The following is a 16,610-nucleotide window of genomic DNA, read 5'->3' on the forward strand; positions in this document are numbered from 1 at the left end:
CCTATCTTTGCAGCATGATACGTATTACAAAAATTTTTACATTCGAAACTGCTCATGTTTTGTACAATTATGACGGGAAATGTAAAAATATGCACGGGCATTCCTACAAACTTTTCGTTACCGTAAAGGGAAAACCAATCAATGATCTGGAGAATCCTAAGAACGGAATGGTCGTGGATTTCGGAGATATAAAAACCATCGTGAAAGCTGAAATCGTTGATGTCTGGGATCATGCGGTTTTAATCAACGGCGTTTCTCCGCACAGGGAAATGGGAGAGGAACTTGAAAATAAAGGCCAGAAAGTAATCTACTGCAACTTTCAGCCAACTTGTGAAAATATGCTGTATGCCATCGCTGCGAAAGTAAAAGCCAAACTTCCTGAAGGAATCTCTCTGGCATATCTTAAACTTCATGAGACCGAAAACTCTTACGGAGAATGGTTTGCAGAAGACAATCAATAATTTTTTTGCTCAATTAAATTCTGAAAAGTGCTTAAAACAACCATCAGTCTCGAGTCCGGAAAGAAAGTTTATTTTGCTTCAGATCAGCATTTTGGTGCACCGAATCCGAAGGAAAGCAAACTGCGTGAGGAGAAATTTATCCGTTGGATGAATCAGATCAAGGAAGATGCGCAGGTGCTCTTTCTGATGGGAGACTTATTTGATTTCTGGCACGAGTGGAATCACGTAATTCCGAAAGGATATGTACGGGTTTTAGGTAAAATTGCAGAATTAAAAGACCACGGAATTCAGGTTTATTTTTTTGTCGGAAACCACGATTTGTGGATGAAAGATTATCTTGAGGAAGAAATTGGATGTACTGTTTTCTATAAAAAGCAGTATTTTGAAATGGGCGGAAAACAGTTTCTGCTCGCTCACGGTGATGGTCTGGGGCCGGGCGATAAAGGGTATAAAAGAATGAAAAAAGTCTTTACCAACCCGATTGCGCAGTGGTTTTTCAGATGGCTGCATCCGGATATTGCGATGAAAATCGCTTTGTATATGTCTCAGAAAAACAAAATGATTTCCGGTGATGAAGACAAGGCGTTTTTGGGCGAAGACAAAGAGTTTCTGATTATTTACTCCAAGAAGAAACTGGAAACAGAAAAAATCGACTATTTTATTTACGGTCATCGTCACTTGCCAATGATTTTAAATTTAAATGAAAACTCAAAATACGTTAATCTCGGAGACTGGATTTCCTATTTTACCTACGGTGTTTTCGAGCATGATTTTGAATTGAAGACCTTTGAAGATTCTGAACAAAAAAAATTACCCCTAAAAGAGGTAATTTCCGAATAAAGGGTTCTACAGCCCTTATTCCTAATCCATATTCCGCCGATTGATTTGCAAATACCCGACCAACTTTGCTTATTCCGGATAAATTAAATGTGAATTATAAAGTTTAAAAACATAATTGTTTCATTTTGAATCATTAAGCTCTAAATTAAATTTTAAATACATTGAAAAATATATTTGACATCAGGACTGACATGGATTTTGTCGCAGCCTGTCTCGAAACTTTCAGATTTCAATACGATAATGTTGAGATCTACCGAAAGTTTGTTGACTATCTGAAAATTAATCCTGAAAATGTAGATGAGGTGGCAAAAATTCCGTTTTTGCCGATTGAGATGTTTAAAAATCATCAGATTTTAGATAAAAATGTTTTCACAGATTTATACTTTCAGAGTTCGGGAACAACGCAGATGAATCTGTCTAAACATTTCATCGCTGATACGGATTTGTACGAGAATAGTATTTACAGAAGCTTCGAACAGTTCATCGGCAAGCCGGAAGATTTTATTTTCCTCGGTCTGTTGCCAAGTTATTTGGAGAAACAAAATTCATCACTGATTTACATGGTCGATTTTTTAATGAAAAAATCAGATAAGCCTGAAAACGGATACTTTCTTTACAATCACGAAGATTTGTTTAAACTTTTAAATGAACTGAAAGACAAAAAAGTCATTCTCTTCGGAGTTTCATTCGCCCTGTTAGATTTTCTGGATTTTTGCAGCTCAAACTCTCAAACCCTCAAACCCTCGAACTCTCTTACAGTGATAGAAACCGGCGGTATGAAAGGCAGAAAAGAAGAAATGACCAAAGATGAATTGCTGAAAATTCTGCAGGAAGGTTTTAAAACCGATAAAATTTATTCAGAATATTCCATGACAGAACTGCTTTCGCAGGCTTATTCTTTAGGAGAAAACCTTTATCAATGTCCGAACTGGATGCGCGTTTTGGTAAGAAATGTGGAAGATCCTTTCAGTTATGAAAAAGAGGGTAGGACGGGAGCGATCAATATAATTGATTTGGCGAATATTCATTCATGTTCATTTATTGCCACTCAGGATTTAGGAAAAATTATGGAAGATAAATTTCAGGTTTTGGGAAGAATAGATCATTCTGATATCCGCGGATGCAGCCTTCTAGTAAGTTGATTGGGTTTGAGGGTTGAGAGTAAGAGCGTTTGAGACTGGTCAATTTTAAGTTTTTTAATCCCAATTTATTTTTCATCTGATTTTAAACCAATATTGATCACTTTTCTTCCTTGAATTTGAAGTACTTTATTTAATTTCCCACTAAAACACTAAAACACTAAAACACTAAAACACTAAAACACTAAAACACTAAAATACTCCGACGCTCAAACATGTTAAAGATAGAAGAACTCGTTCATGCCTACATTCATTCTCAGTGCGATTTTGAGAAGGAGATTGTGCTGACCAATCATTTTCAGGCAGACTGGGAAGCAGATATTTTGATTATCAATTCCGAAGGTTTCAGTCATGAAATTGAAATCAAGCTTTCTAAAAGTGATTTTAAAAATGATTTTAAAAAATCTTATATCAACAGTTCGACGGGCGAAAAATTTCTGAAGCACGATAAAATCTGCTGTGGCGATTACATCTGCAATTCGTTCAGCTTCTTACTGCCGATGGGAATGATCGAGCATTCCACGATTCCCGAACATTGCGGAATTATCGAATTTTATCACAATGTCGATTCCTGGGAAACAGAATTCTATCTCGTCCGGGAACCCCAAAAAGTGCACGAAGATCTTTACTGGAGCCTAACGGATAAAGATACATTCATAAGAAAGATGGCTTTAAATCTCCTGTACAGAAAAATGGAGATCAAAGGAAAACATGAAGAGCTGATTTTTAAAAATCCTTTCGAAATCAGGAAACCAAAATAAAAATTCCTGCCAGAAAAGGCAGGAATTACATTTTATATTTATCGTTAAATTACTTTGCTTCAGGCTTTTCAATCAGTAAATTATAAGTAAAAGCTGCAGCAATACCTCCCAAAACCGGAGCCGCAACAAACAGCCATAATTGAGAAACTGCTTTACCACCTGCAAAAATCGCAGGTCCGATGCTTCTTGCAGGATTCACAGAAACTCCCGTAATTTTAATTCCAACAATGTGAATCAGAACCAAAGCCAATCCGATGGCCAAACCGGCAAAACCGCCGTTGATGTTTTTTGTGGAAGTTGATCCCAAAATAACCATCAGGAAAATAAATGTGAAAACAAATTCAGCAACGAAAGCCGCTGTCATATTGTAAGCATCAAGATATCCATCTCCCCAGCCGTTAGACCCTAAAGCCCATTCTTTCATTTCCGCTCCGGGATGATTGGTAAAAATCAAGTAAAGAACTCCGGCTCCGATAATGGCTCCGAGAATTTGTGCAACGATGTAACGGGCTGCCTCGCTCATTTTCATCCTTCCCGCTGCAGCCATTGCGATTGAAATTGCAGGATTAATATGGCAACCTGAAATATGACCGATTGCATACGCCATTGCAACAACGCTGAGACCAAATGCAAAGGAAATTCCTAACAGACCTACGCCTGTAGTGCCGTCTGCACCGGCGATTACGGCGCTTCCGCAACCCATAAGTACGAGAACCATGGTGCCGAACATTTCGGCAACGAATTTTGAAGTGTTTGAAATCATCAAGTATTGTATTTTTAATTAAGGCAGCGAATGTACAAAAATTAATTATTCGCAAAATTATGTCTGTTTTTATATTTTTTAATTTCTATTTTGTCGATTTTATTCTCATAATTGTTTTTGTGTGGTATTTTATTTATTAATAATTATTTATTTTTGTTTTAATGAAAATATTTTTTCAATTATTTTTAGACTTAAACTAATATATTTTGCTCCTTCAGTTCCCATTTGGAAATTTCATAAAAAAGAAAAGCATTATTTTTGCCGTACACCGGGATAAACTATCGTAATGAGGAAATTGTTTTTTGTCGTTTTTTTAAGTTCTGCAACACTGTTTTTCAGCCAGGCGAAGAAAAAAGGAAGTCTGCCCTGCTACGACCTGAACGAAATTATGAAAGTGGAGCCTACCATGCTTTACAAACCACATTTGGATGCTTCAAAAGGTTTTAATATCAAAATTCTCAAGAATACTTCTACAGTTGAGAAATACATCAGCAACGGGAAATTTCATAAAGTAAAAAAATCAGGCAAGGGTTTCAGGGTTCAAAAGCTGGATTACAGCAGAGCTTGGCTGGTTTCAAAAGCTTATCAGAGTCTTGAAAAAATGGGTTCCAGATTCAGTAAAAATACAGGTGGATCTTATTTTACAGTAACTTCTGTTACGAGAACGCTCGAAGATCAGTGCAGGCTGCGAAAAGTAAATACCAATGCAAGTCTCGGGATCAGTTCGCACAATTACGGCAACTCATTCGATATTTCCTATGTTCGTTTCAACGGTGTTCACAGGAGCAATCCCAAGCTGGAGGAGGCTCTGGAAAAGGTTTTAAAATACTATTACAATTTAGGACGCATTTACTATATCAAAGAAAAACAGCAGAGCTGCTTTCATGTGACGGTAAAAAACTACTAATTTTTCTTTTTTACACAAGCCGTTTGTGTAGATTGCCGAGATTAGGTATTTTTACTGAATAAAAACCAAACCAAAAACTTTACACATGGGAACATTGTCTCCTCAGCAGTTCTCTGATGCTGCCAAAAAATGGTCTGAAAGTCGTTATGATCTGACCATTATTGAAAATCTCTTCAGGCAGAATTCAGTTTTTAATCTTTATAAGTCACAAATAGATACCATTAAAAGTCATAACGATAATGATGATTTTTGTGTACAGATCGGCGTTACGGAAAACAACGAGCTCATCATGATTTCTGTTCCGCTTGACGGGAAGGGTTATCCTGTGCGCCTTGATGAATATTCCTTCTCATTATTCGAAACTTTAAAAGAAGATCTCTGCCTGACCGAAAAGCAGACGTATACTGTTGTGAATAAATCTGTTCTGTCGACTTCAATGCGGAAAAAAGACAGTGATTCAGATGTATTTCTGCCAGTTATCAATAAACCCGTGCTGGAGCAGGAAAAAGCTCTGGAAGCTATAGAATTGTGGCAGAATAACGCCTTTGATTGGTTTTATGCAGAGTTTAAACAAAATGAGGGAAGCGGTATTTTTAATAAATTTTATGTACCCACAGAAAAAATATTTAAAGTAGAGAAAGGCATCATGTTCGTTTCTGTTTTTGGGCTGAAGTTTTCTGAAATATACCGGAAACAGCTTCCTGCACTTATTTTTATCTCAGCACCCGACAATCTGAGTAATCAGAGTGTAGAAATAGATTCAAACACACTTGATTATGCAAAGCCTTGTCCGCCAAGCTGTAATATTTTTGATTTAGGGTAAACTGTAAATAGTGATGTACGCTTTCTACGAAGTCTTTTTATATTTAAATTATCTTTTACTTTTCATAAACACAGTCTTAGGATTCAGAAAATACAGTTATTTTAAAAATATCGAAAAGTTTTATGTTTTCTACATGCTTTTCCTTCTTTTTATTGAAATGACGGTGTGGACTTTAAGTACAGGTTTAGGATTTAAAGATACACGGTTTATGTATCCCGTTTATATAGCCGGGGATTTCTTCTTGCTCACCGGACTGTTTATTGGTAAGTTAAAGTTAAACAGACTTTTTTTATGGCTCTCAGGTTTTGTAGCCGCTGTTTTTTTAACTGTGGTTTTTGGTTTTAAATTAAACTTCAATCACGACATTGCAAAGGTGATTTCAAATATTATCATCATCAGTTTTGCCGGAACATTTTTAATTATGCAGATCAGAAACGGAAAAAATGTTGAGCGTTTTTTCCTGGCAGACTTGGGAATATTTTTTTACTATTCTGTTTCTGTCTTCAATTTTGTCATACAGTCTCAACTTATTAATCTTTCAATGGACAATGTAGGTCTGATTGGTTTGTTTAATACTTTTTTTGCTGCGATTTTGTACGGTTTAATCACATATACTTTTTTAAAATTAAAGAAATAACCTTAAATATTAAACTGTTCAGCTTAATAATTGTGATGACCGCAGTTATACTGACCTTTATTCTGATAGCTTACAAAACCTTTGTAGACCGCATCATTAAGGAAAAAGATGCTCAGAATCTTGCCGACATTCAGCACCAGAAAGATTTGGCTCTTGAGAATGTAAAGGCTCAGGAAGAAGAAAGGAAAAGAATTGCAGTTGCTGTTCATGACGACCTTGGAAATCGCTTAAACATACTTTCTCTGTGGTTGCAAAATATTGAAATTGAAGATGAGAAAGCTTCTGAAGTGATTAACGGACAAATCAAAGAATTGGTAGATTCTGCCAGAAAGATATCGCACAATCTGTATCCTGTCAATCTGGAAAAATTAGGTTTTATTCTTTACGTTGAAGAATTGATTGCCAACCTTTCAAAAAAGATTGAAATATTGCTTTTCGAACTGAAACCTTATCAGGCTAAAAATATTTTCACAGAAGTACAGATTTACCGCATCGTTCAGGAGTTTACCACAAATGTGATCAAGCATTCCGAGGCAACTCACGTGAAGATTATTTTAAGAGATTCAGAAAATACTCTTTTTGTTATTATTTCGGATAATGGAAAAGGTTTTGATTATGATCTGGTGAAAAAAGGAATGGGAATTAAAAATATTGAATCAAGATTACAGTCGCTCAACGCTGCTTTCAAATGGAAAAGCGTCATCGGCAAAGGCAGCAGACTGATCATCAAAATACCACTCAGCAATGAATGAAACTGTAAAATTAGCATTGGTAGACGACGAGCAACTTATTCTGGAAGGAGTGAAAATGCTGCTCTCCAGCGATAAGCAGATCAAAGTAACTTTCACCGCAAACGACGGTGCAGGTTTTCTGAAATTGCTCGAAGAATCTTCACCTGAAGATTTTCCTGATATCGTTTTGTCTGATATTCAGATGTTGCCGATGGATGGTTTTGAACTGGTAGAAATCCTGAAAAATAAATATCCTGATTTAAAAATAATCATTCTATCCTCACATTATAAAACTTCAGTGTTCGGGCACATGATCAAGCTTGGAGTTTCTGCTTTTCTTCCTAAAAACTCAGATAAGAAAACATTTTTAGAAGCCATTAAAAGTGTTCACAGCAAAGGTGTCTATCTTTCTGAGGAAGATCTGAAGATGCTCGCAACCTTTAAAAATAATGTGGTAAAACAGAAATCACTTTTCACTATAGAAGACGAACTTTCAGACCGTGAGAAAGACGTTGTACAGCTCATCTGTCAGGAATTTACCAACAAAGAAATCGCTGAGAAATTATTTATCAGTCCGAGAACTGTGGAAAGTCACCGTCAGCGGATTATAGAAAAATTAGGGGTTAAAAACTCAATTGGCATTGTGATTTACGCTATTATTCATGATATTTTTACCGTAGACATCAGATTATAATTCCGTGAAAATGCGGAATTTTTTTAAAAGACAGCCTTGTTTTTTGGCTAATTTTTTTCATGTTTAAAAAATGAATGTTTTTGATTTTAACTGAATCTTTCAAAAACATCCTTCAATTCTTTCGTTCAGACTTCTTTTATTTTAAATCTTAAATTTTTCCGTACTTTTGCACCCGAAAAAGATTCATATTCAACATTCACTTTTTAATACTCATTTCAAATGCTTTCGGTTCAGGGTTTAGGATTACATCATTCGGGAAATTATTTATTTCAAAACGTCAATTTTACCATCAAAAAAGATGATAAAATCGGTTTGGTCGGTAAAAACGGAGCCGGAAAATCCACACTTCTGAAAATGCTTTCCGGAGAAATTACGTTTTACGAAGGAAATGTAGTTCCTGAAGGTAATATTACCATCGGTTTCCTGAAACAGGATCTTGATTTTGTTAAAGGAAGAACCGTCTGGAACGAAACGATGCAGGCTTTCGAACAGATCAATGCATGGAAAGAAGAGCTGGAAGAAATCAACCATCAGTTAACCGTCAGAACCGATTACGAAAGTGATGCTTATACAGATCTGATCAACAGAATGACCGATTTGAATGACCTTCTGATGCACCACGACGCCTACAATCTGGAAGGTGATATCGAAAAAGTATTATTTGGTTTAGGATTTAAAGCGGATGATTTCCAAAAAATCACTGATGAATTTTCCGGAGGATGGAGAATGAGAATCGAACTTGCAAAATTGCTTCTTCAAAAGAACGATCTGATGCTTCTCGATGAGCCTACCAACCACCTTGATATGGAATCTATCATCTGGCTCGAAAACTTTTTAAAAGATTATCCGGGAGGAATTGTTCTGGTAAGTCACGACAAGCAGTTTATGACAGCAGTCTGCAACAGAACTTTTGATGTCAACAACCGAAAAGTAGATGATTACAAGGCTAATTATTCCAAATATCTGGTGATGCGTGAAGACCGCCGTGAAAAATTGGTTCAGGCTAAGAAGAATCAGGATGCGGAAATCAAGCAGATGGAAGATAACATCAACAAATTCCGTGCGAGTGCTACTAAAGCTTCTTTTGCCCAGTCTTTGATCAAAAAATTAGATAAAATTGAACGTATTGAAATTGATAATGAAGACGTTTCAAAATTCAATATCCGTTTCGTACAGTCGCAGGTTCCCGGAAAAGTAATTTTCGAAGCTGAAAATCTTGGGAAAGCTTATGGACAGAAACAGATTTTTGATGATGTGGATTTCATCGTTCAGCGGGGCGACAGAATTGCCCTTCTCGGACAGAACGGTCAGGGAAAAACCACGTTAGCGAAAATTCTTGCCGGAGATATTAAAGATTATTCAGGAGACTGGAATTTAGGTCACAATGTGAATATCGGTTACTTTGCCCAAAATCAGGAAGAAGTTTTAACGCCAAACAAAACCGTTCAGGAAGAAGCAGAAGATTCCGCAACCGAAGAGACAAGACCGAGAGTTAGAGATTTATTGGGATCTTTCCTGTTTCAGGGAGAAGCGGTGAACAAGAAAACAAAAGTACTTTCCGGAGGTGAAAGAAACCGTCTGGCTCTTTGTAAATTGTTATTGCGTCCTTTCAATACATTGATCATGGATGAGCCTACCAATCACCTTGATATTCAGTCGAAGGAGATCATCAAACTGGCTTTACAGAAATTTGAAGGAACATTAATTGTAATTTCTCACGACAGGGAATTTTTGCAGGGACTTTGCGATAAAATTTATGAATTCCGTGATGGTAAAATGAAAGAATTCCTGGGCGACATCAACGAGTATCTTGAATTCAGACAGAAAGAATCGATCAGAGAAATCTCTGCTGAAAAAGCAAAACTTCATGGAGAAGAGGCTAAGGTTGAGGTAAAGGCAAAGGCCAAGAAAGAGGAAAAACCAGCAGCTGCAGAATCATCAGTTATCGTAGGTAAGGAACAGAAAAGCATTCAGAATAAACTGAAAAAGGTAGAAGAAAAAATTTCTGAACTGGAAACGACAATCGAAAATTACGAAACTTCTTTCACAAAAGACAATCCATCAGAAGAAACATTGGAAAAATACAACAAAACCAAAGAAGAGCTTGATCTTGCGTTGCAGGAATGGGAGCATTTGGGAACGCAGTTGGATTAGTATCAAAAAATAAATAATAAAAGATGGACTTCGGTTCATCTTTTTTTGTGAAGTATATATTGCTCCGGAGGAGCAAACATCTTTGTAGAAAAAACGCATAGTGAAATTACAGCTCCGTAGGAGCTTCTGTTAATAGTAACGTTATTAAGATGAATTAAAGCTCCATCGGAGCGATCTGATAATTCATTTTCAAAACTGAAAAGCTTGTAATTATTGTAAAAACGTGATCCCTCTGCAATTCTGTTTCATTATTTACCTTTAAATTTAATCTTCCCGCAACATTGCAACCTCATTTAACATAATATTGTAATTTAATTTTAAAATATTATCCTTATTTTTGTGCAATGATTTTTAAGGAAAGCAGACAACTCAAGAGTTTTATCTCCAAACTTATGTTTGGGATATACTTTTTTGCACTGTTTTCTTCAAGCTTTCACAGTCACGAGTCTTCAGATGTTTTTGCAGGTTTCAACTTCAAAAAATCAGAAAATTCAATTTCCAAATCAGAAGCCAAAGAAAAAGCCGGCGACTGTCTGGCCTGTCACTTTTTAGCCACTGGAAATACCATTTTACCACAGGAATTTAGTTTCACTTTGATCAAACATACGCATGAAGCGGAGCAGATTTTAGCTGTACAGGAAAAAATCTGGTCACAAACTAAATTTACTTTCCAACTTCGGGGACCTCCCGCAATTTCATAATTCTATTTTTCTCAATATTCATAAGAGTTTTGAGGGATTTTTTCTGAATTAATTAAATCCATTTTTTGTAACACAAAAGTTTCGAAAATCGTAGAGCTGTAATTTCAAACTTGCAGATCAGATTTTGGAACCCGGAATCTCAGCATTCAAACACGACAGTTAAAATAAGAAGCGAAGTTTCGAAATTTTGGTAGAAGAGCATTTTTTCGATAACAAGGTGCGAAGCTCCAAAATATCGGTAGAAAAGAGTTCGGGTTCCTTTGAAAAAGGTGCACAGTTCCCAAATGTCGGTGTGAAAATGATGATTTGGGCAGCTTTTCCGCCTGAATTTATCCTGAGCTTGCCGTAGGACTCCCGCTTTTTTGTCATTGCGAACAACGGTCGGATGTGTTGAGAAGCTGTTTCACTGTCAGTTTATGCTGAGCTTGTCGAAGCAGGCTGCGTGCAATTCGCTGTTACAAAACATGATTTAATTTAATTCAAAATTCATAAGTACAACGTACTTTTTTACATTATACATTTTACAAAAACGTAATGAAAAACATTATAAATCTAATGCTGGTCTTTTTCGGACTGACATTGGTTTCTGCGCAGAAATATACGGTTCAGGGAACGGTGCAGGATTTTCACGATAAAACAATGCTTGAAAATGCAGAAGTTAAAATCGGGGACTTTACCACTAAAACTGACAAAAAGGGAAAATTTTCTTTCCCAAATGTTCCTGCAGGAAATTATAAGCTCGTAGCCAGACATCCGCTCTGCGATGATTATACTGAAAATGTGGGAGTCGACAGAGATGTGCATCTGGCAATTATTTTAGAACATCATGAAGGAGAAATTCAGACCGTCACTATCCACGGAAGCCACAAAACAAAAGGCTCCGTAATTATGACGACTTTAGACAAGTCTGAGATCGAAAGAAATTCAACAGAAAATCTGGGCAATCTTTTATCCAGAATTTCCGGAGTTTCATCTTTGAAAACGGGGAATAATATCACAAAACCCGTTATCCGCGGACTTTACGGAAGCCGTATTTCCATTATCAACAACGGTGTGAGAATGGCTGAGCAGGAGTGGGGAGTAGAGCATGCTCCCAACATCGATGTTAACGATTTCGAGCACATCGATGTTATTAAAGGTGCTTCCGCACTGAAGTTTGGAAATGAAGGAGTAGGTGGTGTTGTCGTTCTTGAACCTTCAGTTCTGCCTAAAAAAGATACCATTATGGGAAGCCTGAGACTTTCAGGAATATCGAATGGCAGAGGAGGCGAGATCGGGGCCAATGTAGCAAAAGCGTGGAAGAACCAATGGTTTGTAAAAACAGGCGGATCGTACAGAAAAACCGGTGACCTGTACATGCCGCATCATACTTTGCAGAATACCGGACAGGAATTTAATTCTTTTAATTTCTCTTTCGGGAAGCACAGTTTTCTGCAGGGATTTGATGTGTCGTACAGCGGCATCAATCAGGAATTTGGGATTTACCGCGGTGCACATCTGGCGAGCCCAGAAGATTTCTACAATGCTGTGAACTTCGGACAGTCTTATTATCTGGATAATTTCAGCTATGATATCGACAATCCGAAGCAGGAAGTGGCGCATCACATTGCGAAACTTTCAGCATACAGAAGGTTTGCAGATTTTGGGAAGCTCACTTTTCAGTACAGTTTTCAGCTCAACAGAAGAAAAGAATACGACATCAGAAGAGGTGAACTGAGCAATCTTCCGTCCATGGATTTAAGATTAATTACGCATTCTGCAAGTCTTGTTCATCTTCTGGAAAGAGCAAACTGGAGTCTTGAAAGCGGAATTTCAGGAGCTTTTCAGGATAATTATCCGAATCCCGCAACCAAGGCGAGACGTCTGATTCCAGACTATTACCGTTATGATACCGGTGCTTTTTCGGTTTTTAAATACAGATTCAATTCTAAATTAAATGCCGAGGCAGCCGTGCGATACGATTTCAGCAGATATGATGCCTACAAATATTATGATTCAGAAAAATGGGAAGCAAATTATGCAGATACTTTCCCTCAGTTTGTCGTGAGTGAATCGGGAAGCAGAACTTTGACAAGACCCATTCTCGATTATCATAATTTCTCTGCAAATCTTGGCTTAGATTACAAACCTTTTGAGAATTTAGAATTAAAACTGAATCTTTCAAGAGCAGAAAGAACGCCCAATCCTGCGGAGCTTTTCTCAGACGGTCTGCATCATTCTGCAGCAATTATGGAAGAAGGAAATTTAAATATTCAGAAAGAAACTGTTTATAATGTCAATCTTTCTTTAGCTGCGAAATTTAATGTTTTGAAAGGTCTTCATATCGAAGCCAGTCCGTATCTGATGGTGTCTGATAATTTTGTCAATCAGATCCCGACAGGCATTTTAAATACCAACCGCGGTGTTTTCCCTGTCTGGTCTTATCAGCAGATCAAAGCAAGGATTTTCGGAGTTGATGCAGATGCAGAATTGTCGGTTACCGATCAGTTAAAATGGAAATCAGGCTTCAGTATTCTGAAAGGTGACGATCTTTCAAATAATGAACCTCTGATTCTGATGACGCCTGCAAAACTGAGAAATTCAATTCAAGTCAATTTAAACAAACCTAGAAATTTCTATGTCAGTCTGGAAAACGAAAATACCTTTAAGCAAAACCGTTTCCCGATCAGAAATCTTCCGGTAACGTTTATAAAAGATGGTGTGGAAAGAAATGAAATCGTGGATTTCAGCTCTACTCCGGCAGCTTTCAGTCTTTTTCATGCTTCGATTGGAGCAGATGTGGCAAAAAATCTGAATCTGAACTTCAGAATCAACAATATTTTCAATACAGATTACCGCGAGTATCTCAACCGCCTCAGATATTATATGTTTGAATCGGGAAGAAATTTTGTGGTTACTCTTAAATACAATTTCTAACTATCTGAAATTATTAAAAAAAATATTCGTATCAAATTTTCAAATCATTTTTCTTGACCCCGACCCCTAAAGGGAGGAAAAATGCCTTGAAAATTTCATCAAAATTATGCTCTTTAGGGACGGGGAAATTAATTTGATGAAATTCGGGCAAACTCGTCGAAGCGTTGTCCGTAATTAAAATTTAAACAAATTATTAAAACTTAAAATTAAATTTAAAATGAAAAAAATATTCAATATTACACTGGTTTTATTCGCAGCACTATTCATTTTCTCTTGTAGAAACGACGACGACGCAGTTCCTGAAGATGTTCACGAGCACGACGAAATCGGAAGGGTAGTTTTAAAACTGACCAATAAAGCGGACGCAGCAGATGTACAGACAGTGAACGTGATTTCAGGAGTGGCAGACGGTCACTTGCATCTTCATACAGGAGACACTTATCTGGCAGAACTTGATTTTCAGATCGCTCACGACGATCATTATCACTCTTCAGAAGAAATTGTGGAAGAAAAAGATCATCATTTCATTACTTTCGGTCCGGCAAACGCTGATATTGTGGTGATGAGAGCTTCAAACGATGTCGTAAGAACAGACGGACAGAAATTAGGTTTAAAATCTGAATGGAAAATCAATTCTACACAGGCTACAGGAAAAATGAATATTAAATTAGTTCATGGTCCTACTGCTGTTAATCAGAATTATCCTTCTGCAACCAACCAGTTGGGGCAGACTCAGGGTGGAGAAACTGACGTTGATATCACAGTTGACGCACACTAAAATCTTACCTGGATATAATTTAATATCACAAAAAGACATTATTTCGGTAATGTCTTTTTATTTTAACGTATTATAACAAATGGAATCGCTTGTTTTAATAAAAAATTCATATTTTTGCAACCTAAAATTTTAATCGATAATGAACGTTACAGCTCAAAATCATGATGATGTAAGTGCATTGCTTACTGTTACATTAGAAAAATCTGACTACAAAGATAAAGTAGAAAAGCAGTTGATGAACTATGCTAAAAATGCACAGGTTCCTGGATTCAGAAAAGGAAAAGTGCCTTTGAGCATGGTAAAAAGACAATATGAAGCAGGAATTGCTTTTGAAGAAATCAACAAGCAGGTTTCTGATGCTCTTAATAATTATGTAAACGAAAACAAACTGAGACTGGTAGGTCAGCCTGTTCCTCAGCCGGTAAACGAGTTCAACCACAACGCAGAGAAAATCGAGGTGGCTTTTGAAGTTGGTTTCGAGCCTGAATTCTCTATCGATCTTGCTAAATATGAAGCGCCTCACTACAAAGTAGAAGCTTCAGAAAAAGAAATCAGCAAGAGCATCGAAAATATGCAGAAGCGTTTCGCAGAGCAGGAGCCTCAGGAAAAAATCGGTAAAGATTCTTACGTAGCTTTGGAAATCTCTCAGGTAGTGGAAGAAGGTGCTGAAGGTGAGCACAACCACGCTCCAAAAAGTGCTTTGATCAGCGCAGAAAACAAAGAAGCTTTCAAATTGGTGAAGTCTTTGAAAATGGACGAATCTGTGAAAGTATCTAAAGAAACTTTAGCTGAAAACGAAGAGCTTGCAAAAGAATTAGGTTTCTCTAAAGAAGAAGCTGAGCACTTGCACCACGCTGAAGTTGAAGTAAAAGTAAAAGATTTCTACAGTTTAAAATTAGCTGAACTGAATCAGGAACTTTTTGATAAAGTTTACGGTGCAGACGCTATTAAATCTGAGGAAGAACTTAAAGATAAAGTAAAAACTGAATTAGACGAATATTTCCAGCAGAATGCAGACGTACACTTCGTAAACAAAGTTTTGGAGCAGGTTACAGAAAAAGAAGAAGTAAAACTTCCTGAAACTTTCCTTACAAAATGGTTGGTATTCTCAAACCAAAACATCCAGTCTGAAGAGCAGGCTAAGGAGATTCTTGAATCAGAGAAAAGTCAGTTAAAATACCAGATCATCGAAGGTAAATTAATGACTGAAAATGATGTGAAAATTGATTACACAGATGTTTTGGGTCAGGCTGAGCAGTTGGTAAGAAACCAGTTGGCTATCTACGGAATCCACCACTTAGGTGACGAGGAAATCCAGAAATATGCTGCTGAAATGTTGAAAGACCAGGAGCAGGTAAGACAGTTGTCTTCTGAGGTGGCTATGGCTAAGCTGAAAGACGTGATCCTTGAAAAAGCGACCAAAAAAGAAACTGCCATCTCTCACGACGAGTTTTTGGAAGAATTGAAGAAGTAATTTTTCTCTTTAAATATATAAAAACCCACCGCTTTGGTGGGTTTTGTTGTTTGTGGCGTCTGATCCTTTGCATTTAGCATTGCTCCCCACCTTTTCCTGAAAGCCAATGTTCAAGGTTGTGAAACTCAGCGCAACGGTTTTTTTGTTTCGCTAGCGCGGATTTGCAATCCGTGCTTATTTCCAACTTACAAAGAGAATGTATTATATTCCGTTAGCGTTGTATTGCATGCAAAGTCACGGATTTCAAATCCGCGACATAGAAATTGTAGATTAGAAAAGACCTGTTTTTTTAAGTTGTATCAAAGTTTCTCATCCACTTTTACCAGTTCACTGATTACAGGAAAATCTGCTCTTAGATAATCCTCCTTTTTTGCAGAGACGTTGTAGACAGTTTCTCCTTTTATATACTTGTAACTGATTGTTAGTCCCGGAAAAACCTGCGTAAATTTTATTTCCCTGTCAATGTGTCCAACGTTATCATTGTCAATTTTGAGATAAAAGAATTTCAAAGTTTCAATCTTTTTTTCAGGTGCGTAATAATCCTTTTTTGTTTCTCTTAAGGAAAATACGAGTAGCGGAAACTGAGCCCCAACGATATAATGATTGGTTCCGGAAAATTCAATTTCATTGAGTGTGCTGTTGCGTTTGAGATTTATTTTTTCAAAATAATTGCCACTGTTTCTGTAGTGTAGAACTTCAATTTTGTTTATTGGGATATCTTTGTCAAACTTTACTTTAAACTTAAAATTTGCACTTCCGGAGGCCTGAGCATGCATGAAGATACAGAGTAAAAGTGTCAGGAGAATCAGATAATTTTTAGATTTAAGCATC

16 protein-coding genes are annotated in these 16,610 nt (G+C 36.9%); 14 read left to right on the plus strand and 2 right to left on the minus strand.

What is annotated here, in order from left to right:
* The first annotated feature begins 14 nt into the window (after positions 1 to 14).
* The 4 genes from ASG21_RS18945 to ASG21_RS18960 all read left to right on the plus strand — a co-directional run bounded on the left by ASG21_RS18945 (position 15) and on the right by ASG21_RS18960 (position 3,201).
* On the plus strand, positions 15 to 461 hold the full coding sequence (locus ASG21_RS18945; RefSeq protein WP_056084526.1) for a 6-carboxytetrahydropterin synthase: 447 nt from the start codon (positions 15 to 17) through the stop codon (positions 459 to 461).
* Positions 462 to 488: 27 nt separating this feature from the next.
* Positions 489 to 1,301 (plus strand): UDP-2,3-diacylglucosamine diphosphatase, encoded by an 813-nt coding sequence (locus tag ASG21_RS18950; RefSeq protein ID WP_056084528.1) that lies wholly within the window; start codon positions 489 to 491, stop codon positions 1,299 to 1,301.
* A 161-nt stretch (positions 1,302 to 1,462) separates the two neighbouring features.
* Positions 1,463 to 2,443, plus strand: coding sequence for an acyltransferase (locus tag ASG21_RS18955; protein WP_056084529.1), 981 nt, complete (start codon positions 1,463 to 1,465; stop codon positions 2,441 to 2,443).
* A gap of 212 nt (positions 2,444 to 2,655) precedes the next feature.
* Positions 2,656 to 3,201 carry a hypothetical protein gene (locus ASG21_RS18960; RefSeq protein ID WP_056084531.1) on the plus strand — a complete coding sequence of 182 codons (546 nt, stop codon included), beginning with the start codon at positions 2,656 to 2,658 and terminating at the stop codon, positions 3,199 to 3,201.
* Positions 3,202 to 3,250: 49 nt separating this feature from the next.
* Here the strand turns inward: ASG21_RS18960 and aqpZ are convergent, their stop codons facing one another.
* Positions 3,251 to 3,964, minus strand: a complete 714-nt coding sequence (aqpZ, locus tag ASG21_RS18965; RefSeq protein ID WP_056084533.1) for an aquaporin Z — start codon at positions 3,962 to 3,964, stop codon at positions 3,251 to 3,253.
* 286 nt (positions 3,965 to 4,250) lie between these two features.
* On the opposite strand from aqpZ, the gene ASG21_RS18970 reads away from it, so the two are divergent.
* From ASG21_RS18970 to ASG21_RS19015, 10 genes are all read left to right on the plus strand, one after another.
* Positions 4,251 to 4,871 carry a DUF5715 family protein gene (locus ASG21_RS18970; protein ID WP_056084534.1) on the plus strand — a complete coding sequence of 207 codons (621 nt, stop codon included), beginning with the start codon at positions 4,251 to 4,253 and terminating at the stop codon, positions 4,869 to 4,871.
* Positions 4,872 to 4,956: 85 nt separating this feature from the next.
* Complete coding sequence (locus ASG21_RS18975; RefSeq protein ID WP_056084537.1) at positions 4,957 to 5,694, plus strand: hypothetical protein; 738 nt, start codon at positions 4,957 to 4,959, stop codon at positions 5,692 to 5,694.
* A gap of 10 nt (positions 5,695 to 5,704) precedes the next feature.
* On the plus strand, positions 5,705 to 6,331 hold the full coding sequence (locus tag ASG21_RS18980; RefSeq protein WP_128414364.1) for a hypothetical protein: 627 nt from the start codon (positions 5,705 to 5,707) through the stop codon (positions 6,329 to 6,331).
* A gap of 35 nt (positions 6,332 to 6,366) precedes the next feature.
* Positions 6,367 to 7,083, plus strand: a complete 717-nt coding sequence (locus ASG21_RS18985) for an ATP-binding protein (protein WP_056084542.1) — start codon at positions 6,367 to 6,369, stop codon at positions 7,081 to 7,083.
* Positions 7,076 to 7,756: a response regulator transcription factor gene (locus ASG21_RS18990; RefSeq protein ID WP_056084545.1), complete on the plus strand. Its 681-nt coding sequence runs from the start codon at positions 7,076 to 7,078 to the stop codon at positions 7,754 to 7,756. The genes ASG21_RS18985 and ASG21_RS18990 overlap by 8 nt, the downstream gene beginning before the upstream one ends.
* Before the next feature lie 219 nt (positions 7,757 to 7,975).
* Entirely contained in the window at positions 7,976 to 9,910 is a 1,935-nt protein-coding gene (locus ASG21_RS18995) for an ABC-F family ATP-binding cassette domain-containing protein (RefSeq protein WP_056084548.1), read from the plus strand.
* 392 nt (positions 9,911 to 10,302) lie between these two features.
* Complete coding sequence (locus ASG21_RS19000; RefSeq protein ID WP_241773535.1) at positions 10,303 to 10,611, plus strand: hypothetical protein; 309 nt, start codon at positions 10,303 to 10,305, stop codon at positions 10,609 to 10,611.
* A 534-nt stretch (positions 10,612 to 11,145) separates the two neighbouring features.
* A complete protein-coding gene (locus tag ASG21_RS19005; RefSeq protein ID WP_056084552.1) occupies positions 11,146 to 13,527 on the plus strand; it encodes a TonB-dependent receptor in 2,382 nt (793 codons plus the stop codon).
* A gap of 217 nt (positions 13,528 to 13,744) precedes the next feature.
* On the plus strand, positions 13,745 to 14,305 hold the full coding sequence (locus tag ASG21_RS19010) for a hypothetical protein (protein WP_056084555.1): 561 nt from the start codon (positions 13,745 to 13,747) through the stop codon (positions 14,303 to 14,305).
* Between the two features lie 139 nt (positions 14,306 to 14,444).
* The gene (locus ASG21_RS19015) at positions 14,445 to 15,779 is read left to right on the plus strand and encodes a trigger factor (RefSeq protein ID WP_056084557.1); all 1,335 of its coding nucleotides are present in this window, start codon (positions 14,445 to 14,447) and stop codon (positions 15,777 to 15,779) included.
* 299 nt (positions 15,780 to 16,078) lie between these two features.
* On the opposite strand, the gene ASG21_RS19020 is transcribed toward ASG21_RS19015, so the two are convergent.
* Positions 16,079 to 16,609, minus strand: a complete 531-nt coding sequence (locus tag ASG21_RS19020) for a hypothetical protein (RefSeq protein ID WP_056084560.1) — start codon at positions 16,607 to 16,609, stop codon at positions 16,079 to 16,081.
* Between the last annotated feature and the right edge of the window lies 1 nt (position 16,610).

Origin of the sequence: Chryseobacterium sp. Leaf394 (genome assembly GCF_001424105.1) — a bacterium.
GTDB lineage: Bacteria > Bacteroidota > Bacteroidia > Flavobacteriales > Weeksellaceae > Chryseobacterium.